Annotated in this window: 14 protein-coding genes; 6 read left to right on the top strand and 8 right to left on the bottom strand. The window is 64.0% G+C overall.

Annotation, left to right across the window (positions count from 1 at the left end; genetic code table 11):
- Nucleotides 1–10: 10 nt before the first annotated feature.
- From LB529_RS24120 to LB529_RS24090, 7 genes are all read right to left on the bottom strand, one after another.
- Nucleotides 11–1,486: an aspartate aminotransferase family protein gene (locus tag LB529_RS24120; protein ID WP_224545500.1), complete on the bottom strand. Its 1,476-nt coding sequence runs from the start codon at nt 1,484–1,486 to the stop codon at nt 11–13.
- Between the two features lie 23 nt (nt 1,487–1,509).
- Nucleotides 1,510–2,517, bottom strand: a complete 1,008-nt coding sequence (locus LB529_RS24115) for an NAD-dependent epimerase/dehydratase family protein (RefSeq protein ID WP_224712483.1) — start codon at nt 2,515–2,517, stop codon at nt 1,510–1,512.
- Complete coding sequence (locus LB529_RS24110; RefSeq protein ID WP_224712482.1) at nt 2,514–2,963, bottom strand: EamA family transporter; 450 nt, start codon at nt 2,961–2,963, stop codon at nt 2,514–2,516. The genes LB529_RS24115 and LB529_RS24110 overlap by 4 nt, the downstream gene beginning before the upstream one ends.
- Nucleotides 2,964–3,084: 121 nt before the next feature.
- Complete coding sequence (locus LB529_RS24105) at nt 3,085–4,437, bottom strand: FAD-dependent oxidoreductase (RefSeq protein WP_224712481.1); 1,353 nt, start codon at nt 4,435–4,437, stop codon at nt 3,085–3,087.
- Complete coding sequence (locus LB529_RS24100) at nt 4,437–5,870, bottom strand: UbiA family prenyltransferase (protein WP_224712480.1); 1,434 nt, start codon at nt 5,868–5,870, stop codon at nt 4,437–4,439. The genes LB529_RS24105 and LB529_RS24100 overlap by 1 nt, the downstream gene beginning before the upstream one ends.
- 261 nt (nt 5,871–6,131) lie before the next feature.
- The gene (locus tag LB529_RS24095) at nt 6,132–6,395 is read right to left on the bottom strand and encodes a hypothetical protein (protein WP_095764911.1); all 264 of its coding nucleotides are present in this window, start codon (nt 6,393–6,395) and stop codon (nt 6,132–6,134) included.
- Between the two features lie 191 nt (nt 6,396–6,586).
- The gene (locus tag LB529_RS24090) at nt 6,587–9,076 is read right to left on the bottom strand and encodes a mechanosensitive ion channel family protein (protein ID WP_224626026.1); all 2,490 of its coding nucleotides are present in this window, start codon (nt 9,074–9,076) and stop codon (nt 6,587–6,589) included.
- A 194-nt stretch (nt 9,077–9,270) separates the two neighbouring features.
- On the opposite strand from LB529_RS24090, the gene LB529_RS24085 reads away from it, so the two are divergent.
- The 5 genes from LB529_RS24085 (at nt 9,271) to LB529_RS24065 (ending at nt 16,017) form a co-directional block, all read left to right on the top strand.
- Nucleotides 9,271–10,530 carry a sarcosine oxidase subunit beta gene (locus LB529_RS24085; RefSeq protein WP_140840020.1) on the top strand — a complete coding sequence of 420 codons (1,260 nt, stop codon included), beginning with the start codon at nt 9,271–9,273 and terminating at the stop codon, nt 10,528–10,530.
- Between the two features lie 15 nt (nt 10,531–10,545).
- Nucleotides 10,546–10,824 (top strand): sarcosine oxidase subunit delta, encoded by a 279-nt coding sequence (locus tag LB529_RS24080; protein ID WP_095764908.1) that lies wholly within the window; start codon nt 10,546–10,548, stop codon nt 10,822–10,824.
- Nucleotides 10,821–13,814: a sarcosine oxidase subunit alpha gene (locus LB529_RS24075; protein WP_224712479.1), complete on the top strand. Its 2,994-nt coding sequence runs from the start codon at nt 10,821–10,823 to the stop codon at nt 13,812–13,814. Before LB529_RS24080 ends, LB529_RS24075 begins: the two co-directional genes overlap by 4 nt.
- 7 nt (nt 13,815–13,821) lie before the next feature.
- Nucleotides 13,822–14,409 carry a sarcosine oxidase subunit gamma gene (locus tag LB529_RS24070; RefSeq protein ID WP_318012579.1) on the top strand — a complete coding sequence of 196 codons (588 nt, stop codon included), beginning with the start codon at nt 13,822–13,824 and terminating at the stop codon, nt 14,407–14,409.
- Between the two features lie 225 nt (nt 14,410–14,634).
- Nucleotides 14,635–16,017: an MFS transporter gene (locus tag LB529_RS24065; protein ID WP_224712477.1), complete on the top strand. Its 1,383-nt coding sequence runs from the start codon at nt 14,635–14,637 to the stop codon at nt 16,015–16,017.
- Nucleotides 16,018–16,031: 14 nt separating this feature from the next.
- Here the strand turns inward: LB529_RS24065 and LB529_RS24060 are convergent, their stop codons facing one another.
- A complete protein-coding gene (locus LB529_RS24060; protein ID WP_224712476.1) occupies nt 16,032–16,736 on the bottom strand; it encodes a nitroreductase in 705 nt (234 codons plus the stop codon).
- A 233-nt stretch (nt 16,737–16,969) separates the two neighbouring features.
- Between LB529_RS24060 and LB529_RS24055 the strand changes: the two genes are divergently transcribed.
- Complete coding sequence (locus LB529_RS24055; protein ID WP_224712475.1) at nt 16,970–17,557, top strand: helix-turn-helix domain-containing protein; 588 nt, start codon at nt 16,970–16,972, stop codon at nt 17,555–17,557.
- Nucleotides 17,558–17,589 lie beyond the last annotated feature (32 nt).

The following is a 17,589-nucleotide window of genomic DNA, read 5'->3' as shown; positions in this document are numbered from 1 at the left end:
TCAGCGGCCCCTATTTACCGACTTGGCTCTTCACGAAGTCCTTCACGATCGCCACGATGCCGCGCGACAAAAGGCTGTCGAAGGCGTCGACGAAGCGGTCGACATGCTCGGACTGGCAGATCAGCGGCGGCTCGAGCCGGATGACGTTGCGGTTGTATTCGGTGAAGGCGACGAGCACGTCATAGTCGCGCAACAGCAGCGAGCCGACGAAGCCCGACAGCGAGCCTTTCAGCTTGTCGTCAAGCACGCTCACCACCGGTCTGAGCACCATCGGCAGGGTCTGCGAGAAGTCGTGGAACTCGAGCCCGATCATAAAACCCTTGCCGCGCACGTCCTTGATGATCTTCGGGTATTTTTCCTTCAGCGCCTGCAGCCGCTGCAACAGGTATGCGCCCGTCGAAGCGGCGTTGTCGATCAGCCCTTCGTCATAGAGCACGTTGACGCCCTCGATCGCGGTGACGCAGGCCTCGCCCATGCCGCCGAAAGTCGCCATGGCGTGGATCATCGCCGTCTTCGGCGTGCCATAGGCCTTCATGTAGATGTCGCGCCTGGCGATCATCGCCCCGACCGCCGCCTTGCCGGCGCCCAGCGATTTCGCCAGCGCCGTCACATCCGGCACCACGCCGTAATGCTCGAAAGCATAGAAGCGGCCCGAGCGGCCATAGCCGCACTGCACTTCGTCGGCGACCCACAGAACGCCATATTGGTCGCAAAGCGCGCGCAGCTTCTGCCAGTACTCCGTGGGCGCCTGGATGATGCCGCCGCCGCCCTGGATGGTTTCCAGCACGATGACGCCGATCTCCGGATTGCTCTTGAACAGCCGCTCGACCGCGTCGATGTCGGCGAAAGGAACGCGCACGACATTGTCTGCGACCTTGAAATCGGCGCGGTAGAGCTGGCCGTCGGTGATCGCCAGCACGCCCTTGGTCTTGCCGTGGAAGGAATTCTCGGCATAGACGATTTTCGGCCGCTTCGGGCCCGCGGCGCGCTCGGCGAGCTTCACCGCCGCTTCCATGGCCTCAGAACCCGACGAGCCCAGGAACACCATGTCGAGATCGCCGGGCGAGCACTTGGCGATGTTGTGCGCAAGCGCTGCCGCATATTGCGACATGAAGGCGATGGCGATCTCCTGGCGCTTCTCCTCCTGGAATTTCTTCCGGGCTTCCAAAATGCGCGGGTGGTTGTGGCCGAAGGCCAGCGAGCCGAAGCCGCCGAAGAAATCGAGGATCCTGCGGCCGTTCTGGTCGATATAGAACATGCCCTCGGCGTGCTCGATCTTGACCTTGTGAAAGCCGAGCAGCTTCATGAAATGCAGCTGTCCAGGGTTGAGATGAGCCTTGAACAGGTCGGTGATGCGGGCGACGTCCATCGCCTTGGCCTGCTCGACGCTGATCAGATCGGGCTTGGCGATTGCTGTGGGCGAAAGCGCCGGCGCGTCGACCAGCGTGCGTGTTCCGGTATGTTCCGGCTTGGCCATGACGGTCATCTGAAAAATCTCCCCTTCGCGCTCTATTCGGCGGGAACCTGTCTGGTGGCGACGGCGTGGCCGTCCATCTTGGCGCGATATTCGTTGTAGGCGGCGATCAGCATGTCCTCGTCGCGATATTGCGGCACCCAGCCAAGCTGACGCTCGGCCTTGGAAACATCGAGCACGCATTCCTCGTCCGCGATCAGATACTGTTCCGGATCCATGATCGGCATGTTCAACCAGTCGAGCAGGTCGAGCGTGCGCTTGACCGCCCAGCCGGGCGTCGGCAGCAGGATCGACTTGGAGCCGGCATGGCGGATCAGATCGCCGAGCAGTTTTTTGACCGGCGGCGGATTGAGCGAGCCGAGATTGTAAGCCTCGTTCGGCACGCCGGCTTTCCAGGCCGCGCGGGCGGCTTCGGCGCAGTCGAACACCGAGATGAATTGGTAAGGGTTCCTGCCCGAGCCGATCATCGGCACCGGAAAATTCCAGTCGATCAGTTTGAACAGCTTTTCCAGGATGCCGAGACGGCCGGGCCCGATGATCAGGCGCGGCCTGAACAGCGAGATCGACATGCCGCGCTTGCGCCATTCAGCGGCGAGCTCCTCGGTCTTGAGCTTCGACAGCCCATACTCGCCGAGCGGCGCGACCGGATGGTCCTCGGTCATCGGCAGCACGACCGTGTGGCCGTAGATCATGTCGGTCGTGTAGTGGACCAGCTTCGAAGCGCCGGCCTTGTCCATCGCCTGGATGATGTGTTCGGTGCCGTGGAAATTCACCGGGAAGAAGAAATCGTGCCGCTTGGCGCGCACCTGGATCGGCGACAGCATCTTCGCCGACAGGTTGTAGACCATGTCGTCGGTCCTGAGGCCGACCGCCGCGACTGAGACCGGATCGGTGACGTCGCAGGTGACGAAACGCATGGAGCGGTAATGCGGCAGGTCGCTCTTGACGATATCGGCGACGACGACGGTCTCGCCATCGGCGGCGAGCTTGGGGGCAAGGTGGCGGCCGACGAAGCCGTCGCCGCCGAAAATCACATGTCTCATCGAACGATCTCGCTTATGCCGATCTTGTCGGGATTGATGGATGCGGTCTGATTCTCATGCCCGCGCCCACCCATTTCCCGGCCACTTTGCGCGATCAGCACCGTGCCGACGCAGATGCAGGCGATGCCGGCGATGCGCCAGCCATTGAGGTCCTCGCGGAAGACGAAATAGGCGAAAATCGCCACGGCGACATAAGCGAGGCTGAGGAACGGATAGGCGAAGCTGAGCTCGACCTTGGACAGCACGTAGAGATGCGATGCCATCGAGATGACGAAGGTGCACAGGCCGAGGAACACCCAGGGGCTGAACACGATCTGCAAGAGCTTGACGAGCGGATTGACGCCCTCGAAGGAGACCGGCCCCATCGACATCATGCCCTGCTTCAGCATCAGCTGCGCTGCGGCATTGGTCATGACCGTAAAGAGAATGAAGATTATGTATTTCATTGTTGCCACCCCGCCCCTTGGGCGGTCCTATTACAAACCCACAAAGATTTCGTGAAGCCTCGACGGTGCTTTGAGTAAATCGCGTATAACCTTTCATTTACCATGATTTATAGAATTTTATCTATTCTGCGGCTTCAAAAACACCTTTCGTTGCATCCAGTCTTTTTGCCGTCCGTATCCAGAAGCTCGACAGGAAAGCCGGGTCGCGAAGCGCCTCCAGCTGCTGCCATTGCGGTAACGACGCGGCGAATGTCTCAGGTCCCATCCGGGCGTCCTTGTAGGGGTTCACCGCGCCGCCCGCCTCGACTGCGATGCGGTCGAGTTCGGCGAGCAGCCGCAACGTCCTTTCGCCCCGGTTGGGGAAATCGAGCGTCAGCGTGTAGCCGGGCCGCGGGAACGACAGCAGCGCCGGCGAGCGGACATCGCCGAAGCGTTTGAGCACTGTGAGGAACGACCCCTCGCCCGCCCGCCGCGCCGCCTCAAGCAGCGCAGGCACGATGCGGCGCGCATTGGCCTCCGGCACCACGCTTTGGTGCTGGAAAAGTCCACGCGGCCCGTAGAGCCGGTTCCAGTCGCGGACCCCGTCGAGCGGAAAGAAGAAGCCCTGATAGCCTGCCTGGTGCGGAGCCTGGGACTTGCCCTTCTTCCAGCGGTAGGCCGCATTGAAGACGGTGAGGAAGGGCCGATTGAGGACATTGAATGGTAGCTGCACCGGCACGGAGAACCGGCTGCCGGCGCGCGCCGCCGCGTGCGAGCCGTGTTCGGCGTGGTTGCCGGTGAACAACAGCCCGCGACCGCCCCCATGTCCGCCGGCGAGCTGATCGATCCAGGCGACGGCATATTCGTTGGCCTGGTCGGCAGCCTCGGCAAGATCGAAGAATTCGCCGAGATCGCGAAACCGCGTCGCCCTTTCCACTATGTCGAGCGAGGGCACTCGCATCAGCTTGATCGATGCCGACAGGATAAGCCCGGTCAGCCCCATGCCGCCGATCGTCGCCCCGAACAGTCGGACATTGTCGGTCTGCGAGCAGCGATAGGTTCGGCCGTCGGACCGAAGCAGCGTCAAAGCTTCGACATGGCAGCCGAAGGTGCCGCGCCGATGATGGTTCTTGCCATGGACGTCGTTGGCGATCGCGCCGCCGAGCGTCACGAACTGCGTGCCTGGAACCACGGTCGGAAAGAAGCCGTAGGGCGCGGCATGAGCGATGATATCGCAAAGCAGCGTGCCGGCATCGGCCTCGAGCACGCCGGTCTCGGCGTTGAAGGAACGGATGCGGTTGAGCGGCCGCATGTCGACCACCATGCCGGCATCGTTCTGGCAACTGTCGCCATAGGAGCGGCCATTGCCATATCCGAGCAGCGAACCTGTCTTCGCCTCGCCGCGTTTAAGCAAGGCGATCGCCTCGTCCGCCGGGATCGCCTTGCGCGCCGGCGGCGTCGCCAGTCCGAAGCTGCCGAAGCGCTCGTGCCTCATCACCAGCCTCCGGCGACGAGGAAGACCGCGCCGATGGCGACGACGATCTGGCTGCGCCAATCGCGGATGATGAAGACGACCGGGTCGTCATGCATCTCGTCGCGCCGGGCAAGGATCCAGACACGCATCGTCAGGTAAAGCACGATCGGCGCCAGCGGCCATATCAGCCACGGATGCGGATAGAGCTCGCGCACCGCCGGGCTGTCCATATAGAGCGCCAGGACCAGCGCCGAGGAAAAAGCCGACGCCATGCCGGCCTGGGCGACGATCTCCTGGTCCTCGGTGCGATAGCCGCGGCCGGCGATGCGCTCGCCGGGCGGGATGGCCGTGGTGCGCAACTCGACGAAGCGCTTCACCAGCGCCAGCGACAGGAAGAAGAAGATCGAGAAGGCAAGCAGCCAGAAGGAGACGTCGACGCCGGTGGCGGCCGCGCCCGCCAGCACGCGGATCGTGTAGAGGCCCGCAAGCGTCAGCACATCGATCAGAAGCATGCGCTTGAACGACAGCGAATAGGCTGTGGTGACGGCCAAATAGCCGGCAAGCACGCCAAGGAATTCGATCGGAAGGAAGAGGCCGGCGGCGATGCCGATCGCAAGCAGCGCAGCGATCGCGCCGAGACCGAATGGGATCGACAATGCGCCGCTGGCGAAAGGCCGGTTGCGCTTGGTCGGATGCTTGCGGTCGAGCGCGAGGTCGAAGAAATCATTGAGAATATAGATGGCGGACGCAGCGGCGCTGAAGGAGACGAACGCCAGCAGGCATTCCCAGATCATGTTCGGGTTGAAATATTCGTGCGACAGCACCATCGGCACGGCGATCAGCGCGTTCTTCAGCCACTGATGCATGCGCAGCATCTTGATGTAGATCCTCAGCGCCGGCTTCGGCGCGGGTATGGCCTCGGCTTGATGCGCCGCCTGCCAGCGCCGGGCGCTGCGGTCGGGCGCCACCACGAGCGCGTTGCGCGCTGCATCGAACACTTTGAGGTCGTGCCGGCTGTTGCCGGCATAGTCGAAGCCTGCATCGCCATAGGCGGCGACAAGTGCCGCGCCTTTCCTGCCGGAGGTCATGTTGTGCGGACCGTCGGTCGCCAGCACATGATCGAAAATGCCGAGATGCGCCGCGATCGCCTCCGCGAATTTGCGCGGCGTTCCCGTCGCCAGCACGATCTTGCGACCCTCCCGGTGCTCGGCGCGCAGCCGGTCAAGCAGATCCTGGCGGTAAGGCAGCGAGGCCGGGTCAATGTCGACGCGGCCGGCGATTTCCTGCTTCAGCCGGGCCGGCCCGCCGATAAACCAGAGTGGCAGGAGAAAGACATAGAGCGGGTTCTTCTTGAGCAGGATGAACAGACCTTCCCACAGAAGGTCCGTTGCGATCAGCGTACCGTCGAGATCGACCGCAAGCGGAATTGCGTTCCTGTCCGACCTCGCGTCCATGGTCCTGCCCCGATAGAGCGCAGGATCCCGAAACTCCGATCACGGAAAGATCACGCGCCAACTCAACCCCACGCCGTATGCCGGCGTCCTCGGGTCGGATATAGCGGGTCATGGCGCAGCGAACGTTAAAACGTCCGGTTGCAGAGCATTGTCCTACCGGTTTTTCGCCGTCGTCGTTAAGCGTCGGCTACCGGAAACGATAAAAGGCCGGACATCAATCCGGCCTTTGCCAATCTGCGGCGCCACTCTCTGTGGCGAGAGTCACTTGATGCGGGCCGCGCCGCCCGAGATTTCGACCGTTTCCGAGCCGGTCAGGGCTTCGAGGTCACCATTGGGCAGGGTGACGAAGCAGCCGCTCGAGCAGAACTCCACCGTCTCGCCGGCGGCAAGCGTCAGCTCGCTCTTGGCGCCGCCTTCGGTCACGACCAGGGTCCGCGTCTGAGCGTCCCTGTTGATCGCGCTGGCGGCGAAAGCCGAACCGCCCAGGGCCAGCAAAGCGATGGCGGCAACGACAGACTTCCACATTGCAATTCCGGTGTTCGCACACCGCCTCTGTTCAAATTTGCAAGGCATTCTCGCCCTTTGCATCGAAGCTTATATGAGATGTTACCTGAACCGCAACTGAATGCCGCATTCATGCCACAATCGGTTTCGGCGCCGGATGAGCGCAGCGTGTGGCCATTTGCAGGCCGGCCTCATCCGAATGTCGACACACCTCAGCCGGGGTCCGGCTTGCGGCCCCTGCGCTTCATCTTGGCCAGCCGTTCCCGCTCGGCCGCGGCTTCCGCCTCCAGCCTCTCGCGCTCCGCGAATTCGGCTTCGATCTTGTCGTCGTCGATCGGCCAGGCCTCGTGCTTCTTGGTTTCGACCACGGCGCGCGGCGTCGAGGGTATCTCGATCTGCTCCTGCTCGAAGATATCGAAGATGGCGAAGCGGATATCGTTCTGGACGACGCTGCCGTTCATGATGTCGGCGACGAACACGCGGATCTCGAATTCGAGCGCGGCCGCCCCGAAATTGGCGAAGAGAACGAAGGGTTCGGGATTCTTCAGCACCATCGGATGGGCGCGCGCAATATCCATCAGGACGGCATGGACGCGTTTGACGTCGCTGCCATAGGCAACGCCGACCTTGATGTCGATGCGCCCGAGCTTGTTGCGATGCGTCCAGTTGCCGACCGCATTGTTGATGAGGTTCGAGTTGGGCAGGATCACCGCCTGCCGCTGGAAGGTCTCTATCTCGGTGGCGCGCACGCTGATCTTCCGCACCGTGCCGCTGACGTCGCCCGCTACGATCCAGTCGCCGACCTTGAACGGCCGCTCGGCAAGCAGGATCAGGCCCGAAACGAAATTCGAGACGACGTTTTGCAGGCCGAAGCCGATACCCAGCGAAAGCGCGCCGGCAACCAGCGCCAGATTGGAAAGATCGATGCCCGCCGCCGAGATGCCGACCAGGCCCGCGACCGCCACGCCGGCATAGCCGACGCCAAGCCGGATCGAGTTGCGCACGCCGGCATCGACCTTGCCGCGCGCCATCACCGATCCGTCCAGCCAGCCCTGGAACCAGCGCGTCAGGAAATAGCCGATGACGAATACGACGATGCCGCTGAGGATGCCGAGAAAGGAGATGGTCACCGAGCCGATCGTGACGCCGGTCGCCAGCTTGTAGGCCCAGGCCTCGATGTCGCCGGGCTGGAAGCCCCACATCAACAGGATCAGCGGCAGGAACACCACCACGATCATCAGATTGATGGCGATGCTGACGACCAGGCCGAGCTGGTCGAGGGCGGTATCCTCGTAGCTGGAGTTTTCCGAGAGCCATCGTCCGACCGAAGTGTCGGCGAAGCCGCCCTCCTCTCCGATCGCGCGTGCCGACAGGAAGCCGATATAGGCCGTCACCAGCACCGTGCCGGTCACCACGACCTGGAACGAGACGAAAAGCGCCAGGCCGATATAGCCAAGCAGCGCCGCCGCGATGGTGAACAGCCCGAGCCCGATGGCGATGAAACGAAGCCAGGCCGGCCAGGGGCGCCATGAGCCGTCGGCCGCCCTGAACGGCCGCAGCAACCCCATCAGCACAAGGATGACGCCGACGATGATGCTGGCGACAACGCCCCTCGCGATCGTCAGCGAAAGTGGCGAACCCATCTTCTCGTTGACGACCGACAGGAAGTAATTGAACCCGAGTACCAGCGCCATGGCGGTCGTCAGTCCGACGAGCCAGCGCGCGGAACCGGTCGCGACCGGGATCAGGCGCCAATTGGGCAGGCGCGGCTCTAGCGCAGCGTTGGTCAGCCGGTTGACGCAGAACACCATGGCGATCACCGTCAGCAAGGCATTGAGGAACGTGCCGATATCGCCGCGCAGCACATTGTAATAGTTGAAGAAGAACACGGCCGAGGCGAAGAAGACGCCGAGCGCCAGGGTCGGCAGCAGCGTCGACCAGAACGCCACCGACAGCCGGCTGAGATAGGAAGGATCCTCCACGGTCGGGTCGGCCTCGAATATCCGGCCGAACAGGCGCCGGCCGCCGATCAAAAGCACCGCCGCCAGCGCCAGCGCCATAAGCGTCGCCGCGAGGATCGCCTGGAACTTGAACCTGACGGCGAAGCTCGCCCAGGACGACACCGCCTTGTAGAGGCCCGTGAACTGGTCATGCGCGTCGGAAAAGGCCTGCGGGCTCAGTGCGTCCGTCAGGTCGTAGTGCTTGGTGATGACGCTGCGGAAAAGCTCGCTGCGCATGACGGCGATCCTGTCGACCAGCCCGTTGACGCGGATCGACAGGTTTTGCGCGCTGGCGACGACCGCGTTGATCTGAGCTTTTTCCGTGGCGAGCGCGCTGCGCTCGTTACTCACGATCACCGGCTCCGGGGGTTGCCCCTGCGCCGGCGGCTGGCCGAGGACCTCTGCGCGATTGTTGATGTCGGTGAGGCGCTGCCGGAATGCCAGGGCGCTGTTCAGCGCCGCCCGCGAAATATCCTCGAGTTGCAACCGGATGTCGACGAGCCCCGCATCGTCCTGGTCGGGGTCGCTCAGTTTCTTTTCCAGGCCGTCGGTCCTGGCCGTCAGGTCCTGGATGGCCTTGGTCTGGTCGGCGATGAGTTGGGACGAGCCATGGCCGATCGCCTGCGCCGACGCGTCCAGCGCCGGCTGCGCGAAGGCAGCGACGATGACGACCAGAACCAGGCGCAGCAGGCGGAAGAACATGATTTTGTTGGCGACTCGCGGCCGAAAAATTCTCGAAATTTCCGCCCTTGATAAAGACCGGCATATCGGGCGGCAAGCCGTCCCGATCGTGCCGGCGATAGTCGGCCTGTCGAAAAGCGATGGCGCAATCTTGGCTTTGCGCTTCCCGCCTGCTCTATAGTCTGCCGCCTCGCATCATAAGGACGATAGGAAGAATGGCGGAATATTCAGCCTTCTCGCTGCTCAAGAACGCGCTGACCGGCAACAAGGATTGGAAGCCCGCCTGGCGCAAGCCTGACCCCAAGGCTTCCTATGACGTCATCGTCATCGGCGGCGGCGGCCACGGTCTTTCGACCGCCTATTATCTCGCCAAGGAACACGGCATCACCAACGTCGCGGTGCTGGAAAAGGGCTGGCTCGGCTCCGGCAATGTCGGCCGCAACACCACAGCGGTGCGCTCCAACTATCTCTTGCCGCAGAACACCCGCTTCTACGAACATTCGATGAAGCTGTGGGAGAATCTCTCGCACGACCTCAACTACAACGTCATGTTCTCGCAGCGCGGCTGCCTGAACCTCGCGCACACGCCAGCCCAGCTCGACGACTATGCCAGGCGGGGCAACGCCATGCGCCATCTCGGCGTCGACGCCGAGCTGATGAGCGTCGACCGTATCAAGCGGCTTGTCCCGGCGCTGGATGTCTCAGGGTCAGCGCGCTTTCCCGTCCTTGGCGGGCTGATGCAGCCGCGCGCCGGCACGGCTCGGCACGACGCGGTCGCCTGGGGCTATGCGCGCGGCGCCGACCGGCGCGGCGTCGATATTATCGAGAATTGCGAGGTCACCGGCTTCCTGCGCGACGGCGACCGCATCACTGGCGTTTCGACGACGCGCGGCGAAATCCGCGCCAAGAAGGTCGCGCTTGCGGTTGCCGGCAGCACCGGCCGCGTCATGCAGCTTGCCGGCATCTCGCACATGCCGATCGAAAGCCATGTGCTGCAGGCCTTCGTCTCGGAATCGCTGAAGCCCGTCGTCGACACCGTTCTCACCTTCGGCATGGGCCATTTCTACATCTCGCAGTCCGATAAGGGCGGCCTGGTCTATGGCGGCGACCTCGACGGCTACAACAGCTACGCCCAGCGCGGCAGCCTGCCGATCGTCGACGAGGTGATGAGCGAGATGGTGGCGCTGTTTCCCGGCCTGGCGCGCGTGCGCATGCTGCGCTCCTGGGGCGGTCTGTGCGACATGACGATGGACGGCTCGCCGATCATCGCCGCCGGTCCACTGCCGGGCATGTATCTCAATTGCGGCTGGTGCTATGGCGGCTTCAAGGCGACGCCAGCCTCCGGCTGGTGCTTTGCCTACACCATTGCCAAGGACGAGCCGCACGAGTTCAACGCGCCCTTCACGCTCGACCGTTTCTACCGCGGCCTGGTCATCGACGACAAAGGCCAGGGCGCGACGCCCAGATTGCACTAGGGTTTGGATTGAAAAATGCTGATCACCTGTCCCTATTGCGGCCCGCGCGACGTTATCGAATTCACCTACCAGGGCGACGGCAACCGCGAGCGGCCGCAGCCCGCCTCGCAGGACCTCGACGCCTGGAACGCCTATGTCTACGACCGGCTGAATCCGGCCGGTGACCACAACGAGATCTGGCAGCATTCCGGCGGTTGCCGCGCGCATCTCAGGGTCGTGCGCAACACAATCACGCACGAAATCCTCAGCACCGCATTCGCCCGTGGCGGCCACAAGACGGAGAGCCGCTCGTGAGCCCGCGCCGCACAGAGACCGGCGGCCGGATCGACCGGCTGCGCACCATCCGCTTCACCTTCGACGGTGCGCCCTATACGGGCCATGCCGGGGACACGCTGGCCTCGGCGCTGCTTGCCAATGGCGTGACGCTGTTCGGCCGCTCCTTCAAATATCATCGCCCGCGCGGCCTGCTTGCCGCCGGTGTCGAAGAGCCGAACGCGCTGGTGACGGTGCTGCGTGGCGAAGTGCGCGAGCCCAACATCGCGGCCACCATGGTCGAGATCTATGACGGGCTCGTAGCCGTCAGCCAGAACCGTACCCCCTCGCTCGCTTGGGATATCGGCGCCCTCAACCAGCTCGGCGGCAAGCTCCTGTCGGCCGGCTTCTACTACAAGACCTTCATGGGGCCGGTGATCGGCCCGCTGAAGGGCACGCGCTTCTGGATGTTCTGCGAGCATTTCATCCGTCGCGCCGCCGGCCTTGGCAAGGCTGGCACCGCTCCCGATCCGTCTCGCTACGAGCGTATGAACGCATTTTGCGACGTGTTGGTCGTCGGCGCCGGTCCGGCCGGCCTGATGGCGGCGAAAGCCGCCGCCGACCAGGGCGCCCGCGTCATCCTCGCCGATCTCGAAGCCCATTTTGGCGGCTCCGCCAACTGGTCGGGCGAAACCATCGACGGCATGCCTGCCGCCGAATGGGCCCAGCGCACGGTCGCGCAGCTCGGAGGCAACGACAATGTGCGGCTTTTGCCGCGCACGACGGTGTGGGGCTATTACGACGGCAACACGCTGGCCGCCCTCGAACGGGTGACCGATCATAAGGAGGCGCCAGCCAAGGGCGAGCCGCGCCAGCGCTACTGGGCGATCCGCGCCGGCACGGTGGTGCTCGCCACCGGTTCCTTCGAGCGGCCGCTGGTGTTTCCGGGCAACGACCGTCCCGGCGTCATGCTGGCGCATGCGGCGGAACGTTACGTCAATGAATATGGCGTGCTGCCGGGACAGCGCATCGCGCTCTTCACCAACAACGACAGCGCCTACCGCTCGGCCGTTGCGTTAAAGAAGGCCGGCGCGACCATTGTTGCCATCGTCGATGTCCGCGCCGACGTCTCGAACGACATGCGCCGGCTCGCCGGCGAGGCCGAGGCCGAGCTGCTGGACGGCCACGCCGTGGTTGCGACCGAGGGCGGCAAGGCCCTCACCGGTCTCAAGGTGCAGCGCTTCGACGCCACGAGCGGTGCGCTCAGCGGCGATGCCCGCAGCATCCATGCCGACAGCCTTTTGATGTCGGGCGGCTGGTCGCCGACCATTCATCTCGCCAGCCAGGCGGGCGCCAAGGCTGAATGGGACCCGGCCAGGCAGGCGTTCCTGCCGCCCAAGCCGACGCAGCGCTGGATCGGCGCAGGCGCCTTCACCGGCAGCTTCTCCACCGCCGAAGCCATCGCCGAGGGCCGCGCGGCCGGCGTTTCGGCCGCCGGCGGAACGGCGGCGCCCGCAGCCCCGCCGATCGTCGAAGCCGCCCCCGGCGATCCAGATCCGGCGCCGGTCTTCGAGATCAAGGCCAAGGGCAAGAGCTTCGTCGACTTCCAGCACGATGTCACCGCCGAGGACGTGCGGCTGGCGCATCGCGAAGGCTTCGTATCGGTCGAGCACCTGAAGCGCTACACCACGCTCGGCATGGCGACCGACCAAGGCAAGAACTCCAATGTGCCTGGCCTTGCGATCATGGCCGAGGCGCTCGGCAAGCCGATCCCCGAAGTCGGCACGACGCGCTTTCGCCCGCCTTACACGGCGGTTTCGATCGGCTCCCTTGCTGCCGAGCGTTTCGGCGACCTCAAGCCCGAGCGGCTGACGCCGATGCATGACTGGCACATCGCCAATGGCGCGACCATGTATTCGGCCGGCCTATGGTACCGGCCGATGATCTACGGCCTTCCCGGCGAGACGGTCGAGCAGGCCTATGTCCGCGAGGCCAGGGCGACGCGCGAAAGCGCCGGCATCGTCGATGTCTCGACGCTGGGCAAGATCGCCGTGCAGGGGCCGGACGCGGCCGAGTTCCTCGACCGCGTCTACACCAACATGTTCTCCACTTTGGCCGTCGGCAAGGCACGCTACGGCTTGATGCTGCGCGAGGACGGGCTTGCCTTCGACGACGGCACCACTTGGCGGCTTGGCGAGCAGGAATTCCTGATGACCACCACCACGGCCAATGCCGGCAAGGTGATGCAGCATCTGGAATATTTCCTCGACGTCATCTGGCCGGAGCTGAAGGTCACCGTGACCTCCGTCACCGACGAATGGGCGGGTGCGGCGATCGGCGGACCGAACGCGCGCGCCATCCTTGCGGCTTGCGTAAAAGATACCGCTGTCGACAACGCTACGCTGCCCTTCATGGGTATCGTCCATGGCCGCATCGCCGGCGTGCCGGTGATGATCTGCCGGCTGTCCTTCTCCGGCGAAATGGCATTCGAGGTCTATTCCGGGGCCGGCTACGGCACCCATGTCTGGGAAGCCTTGATCGAGGCCGGCCAGCCTTTCGGCCTGGTCACCTACGGGCTCGAGGCGCTGGGCACGATGCGTATCGAGAAGGGCCACGTCACCGGCGCCGAGATCGACGGCCGCACCACGGCGCGCGACCTCCATCTCGACTGGATGCTGTCGAAGAAGAAGCCCTTCATCGGCTCGGCCATGATGGACCGCGAAGGCCTGATCGCGCCTGACCGGCTCGAGCTGGTCGGACTGATCGCCCTCGACAACCGGCCGCTCAACGGCGGCGGCCATATCGTCGAGGAACTGGACGAGGACAATCCGCACGACTCTCTCGGTCACATCACCGCCTGCTGCTATTCGCCGGCGCTGGGCAAATACATTGCGCTTGCGCTGGTCAAGGGCGGCAAGGCAAGGCATGGGACCCGCGCCTTCGTCTCCGACCCGCTGCGCAGACGGTTCGGGCCGATCGAGATCGTCTCCAACCATTTCTACGATCCGGACGGGAGCCGCATGCATGGCTGAGCAGCATTTGCCCGAACGCCAATCGCCGCTCGAGCCGGAGTATCATCCGGGTTCGCACGGCAATTTCGAACATGGCGTCGATGTCATCCTGTCCGAGACGCGGCCGGGCTCGATCCTGCAGCTCGCCGCATGGCCGGGTGAAGAGAAGCAACTGATCGAAATTATCGGCAAGCTCACCGGTCTCACTCTGCCCGATGGCGCCGGCGGCGGCGTGAGCAGCGGCGCCCGCGCCGCCTTCGGCTTCGCGCCGGGAAAGTTCACCGTGGTCGACGAAGCGGAGGGGCTTGCTCAAACCTTCGCAGGCGCCATCACGCCGGCCGTCGGTACGATGACCGATCTCTCGCATGGCCGCACCGCGATCCGCATCGCCGGTCCGAAGGCTGAATGGGTGATGGCGAAGTTCTTCGCTGTCGATTTCGCCTTGCCGGCCTTTCCACTCGGCGCCGGACGTTCGACCAACCATCACGACATCTTCGCCCAGATCCAGCGCAGCGGCCCAGACCAGTTCGACATCTACGTCTTCCGCTCCTTCGCGCGCTCCTTCTGGAAGGCCTTGTGCCACGCCTCGGAGGAAGTCGGTTACGAAGTGCAATAGCCCGCTCGGGCGTTGCTGGCTTAGCATTGGTCCAGGCGGCATCTGGCATTATCGACGGCTACAACTGCTGCTTGAGCGCTGGGCCAGCAGCGCGATAGGTAAGGAATCACGGGCGTTTGCAAGGGCAAACGTCCGCACCGGCAACCAGTTCGACCATACCCTTCCATGACTGTTGAGACTTCGGCGACGGCCACGACCCGCTTTGCTCCGGCGGAGGGTCCGTCGATGCTGTTGCCGGCAACCGTCGCTTGCGGCGTGTTCATGACCAGTCTCGACCAGAACGTCCTGGTCACCGCGCTGCCCGGCATCGGCGAGAGCCTCGACCGGCCGCCAAGCCAGCTTGGCCTTTTGATCACCGTCTATGTCGCCAGCCTCATCGTCACCATGCCGCTTGGCGGCTGGCTGGCCGACCGTTTTGGGCTGCGCAACGTCTATTGCTTGGCGCTGCTCGTCTTCGCCGGCGCCTCGGCCTTGTGCGGCCTTTCGGAAAACATCTGGATGCTGGTCGGCTCGCGCGCCCTGCAAGGCTGCGGCGGCGCGCTGATGGGCACGCTTGGTCAGGTCGTGATCCTGTCGAGCTTCCCGCGCGACCGCACGCTGAAGATCAACATGTACATTTCGCTCGCCGGCCAATCCGGGCCGCTGGTCGGGCCGCTCGTCGGTGGCGCGCTCACCACTTACGTCTCCTGGCGCTGGATCTTCTACATCAACATCCCGATCGCGCTGACCGCGGCGCTGCTGGCCGCCTCCCTGTTTCCGACGACGACCAAGCCGGTGCGCACGCCGTTCGATTTGCCAGGCTTCCTGCTCGTCGGCTGCGGCATGACGCTGCTGGTCTTCGGCATGGATTCGGTCGCTGCGAAAGATGTGGCCGCAAGCAGCATGGCGCTTGAGCTCGGCCTGGCGATCGTCATCCTGACGGTTGCCGCCTTCTACTGCCTGCGCGCGCGCAATCCGCTGCTCGACCTCAATCTCTTGCGCATCCGCACCTTCCGCATCTCCTTCCTGACGGGCGGCGGCCTCGACACCATCGGGCTGAGCTCGGTGGTCTTCCTCTTGCCGCTGATGTTCCAGCTCGGCTTCGGCATGAGCGCCGTGCAGGCGGGATCGCTGACCTTCGTGGCCGCGATCGGGTCGTTGATCATGCGCTTCTTCATGCCGCGCCTTTTGAACCGTTTCGGCTTCAAGCGCGTGCTGGTCACCAATACGCCGATCGTCGCTTTGCTGGTCGCGGGCTTCGCCTTGATGCAGGAGAGCCTGCCGGCATGGATCGTGCTTGCCTATATTTTCGCCTTCGGCGTCTTCCGCTCGGTGCAATGGGCCTCGACCGGCAATCTCTCCTATTCGGACATCGCGCCGGAGCAGCTCGCGCGCTTCAGCGCGCTCTATTACATCCTGTGGCAGCTGGCGGTGGCGATCAGCGTCGGCCTCGCGGCCGCGCTGCTGGCGCTGCTTGCCGGCGGCGGCAAGGCCGGCATCAACGACTACCGCATCCTGTTCGTCATAGAAGGATTGATCACCCTTTGCGCGCTGTCGGCCTATCTGAGGCTGACGCCGCAGGACGGCGCCCATGTCAGCGGCCATAGCGCGCATATGAGCACCGACTGACGCCTCAGCCGACGCTACTTCGCGAACGTCACCCAGTCCTCGAGCGGCGCGCGGTCGGTGCGGAACTCGTTTTCGGGCTTCGAGGTGTCCTCGTAGCCGAGCGCCATGCCGCAGACGACGATCTCCTCGTCGGGAATATCGAGCACCGGCCTGATCTGACGGTGATAGGGCGCAAAGGCCGCCTGCGGGCAGGTATGCAGTCCCCTGCCCCGTGCCGCGACCATGATGTTCTGCAGGAACATGCCGTAGTCGATCCACGACCCTTGGTTCAGCCTCCGGTCGATCGTGAAGATCATGCCGACCGGAGCGTCGAAGAAAATGAAATTGCGGTCGTGTTGGGCGCGCATCCTGTCGACCTCGCGGCGGCCGATGCCCAGCACGCCATAGAGCCCGAAGCCGTTGGCGCGGCGGCGGCTGAGATATGGTTCGAAGAACTGGTCGGGATAGTAGCGGTACTCGTCCCACTCCGCCTTTTCGGCACGGATGCCGGAATTGAGGATGGCATCGCTGATGCGCTGCTTGACCTCGCCCTTGGTCACATAGACGCGCCAGGGCTGCATGTTGGTGCCCGACGGCGCGCGCGCGGCGACCGCCAGGATCGCGCGGATCGTGTCGTCATCGACCATATCGGGCAGAAACGCGCGCACCGACCGGCGCGACAGGATCGCGTCGTCGACGATCGCCGCGTCCATGGCGATTCGGCTATTCTTCTCCAGCATGGGCCGTCCCTTCGCGCATGGCCGGAACTGCAACCGGTTCCATGGCGACCATCCGCAGACACTAAAACTGTATTGGTCCCCGACCGGACGTCCCCACTCGCCGTTCGTGATCGTGGCTTTGCCTCAACCTCAAAAATCGCGCAAGTAAATCTTGTGGCCTATGAAAATCCCCTTGATTTTTTCATGACTTTACCGCTTCATGAAATTTACACGGATTTTTTCACGAGATACGCTTGAGCTCGACTACTGCCAGATCGGAGCAGGACAATGGCGACCGGCTGCTGGCCGGCGACATCCGTGCGCTTCGCAAGGCGCGCGGCCTCACGCTGGCCGAGATCGCCCTCAAGCTCGGCCGGTCGGTCGGCTGGGTCAGCCAGGTCGAGCGCGGCCTCTCGATTCCCTCGCTCGGTGACTTGCGGGCATTCGCCAGCCTCTTCGATGTTCCGATCAGCCTGTTCTTCAGCCATGATGTGCCTGTCGAGCAGGAACGCGGCGTGGTCGTGCGCGCCGGCAGCCGCCGTTCGCTTGGCACAAGCGAATCCGGCCTGGTGGAGGAGCTTCTGTCGCCCGACCTCGGCGGTAGCTTCGAGATGCTTCGCTCGGTCTTCGCGCCGGGTGCGGAGCTGAAGACGGAAGCGCGCCGTCCGACGGAAGAAGCGGGCTATGTCGTGTCGGGCACGTTCGAGATCGAGATCGACGGCGTCTGGCATCGTCTCGGCGAAGGCGATTCGTTCCGCTTCGAGGGCAAGCCGTTCCGCTGGCGCAATCCCGGCGCCGAGCCGGCAGTGGTCATCTGGGTGGTTTCGCCACCGGTATACTGACAATGCATGTCAACCAAAAGTGCGAAGCGGTT

It is taken from the genome of Mesorhizobium sp. CA5 (assembly GCF_020165105.1).
GTDB lineage: Bacteria > Pseudomonadota > Alphaproteobacteria > Rhizobiales > Rhizobiaceae > Mesorhizobium.
The sequence above is the reverse complement of the archived record's forward strand: the minus strand, read 5'-3'. Positions and strand labels throughout refer to the sequence as shown.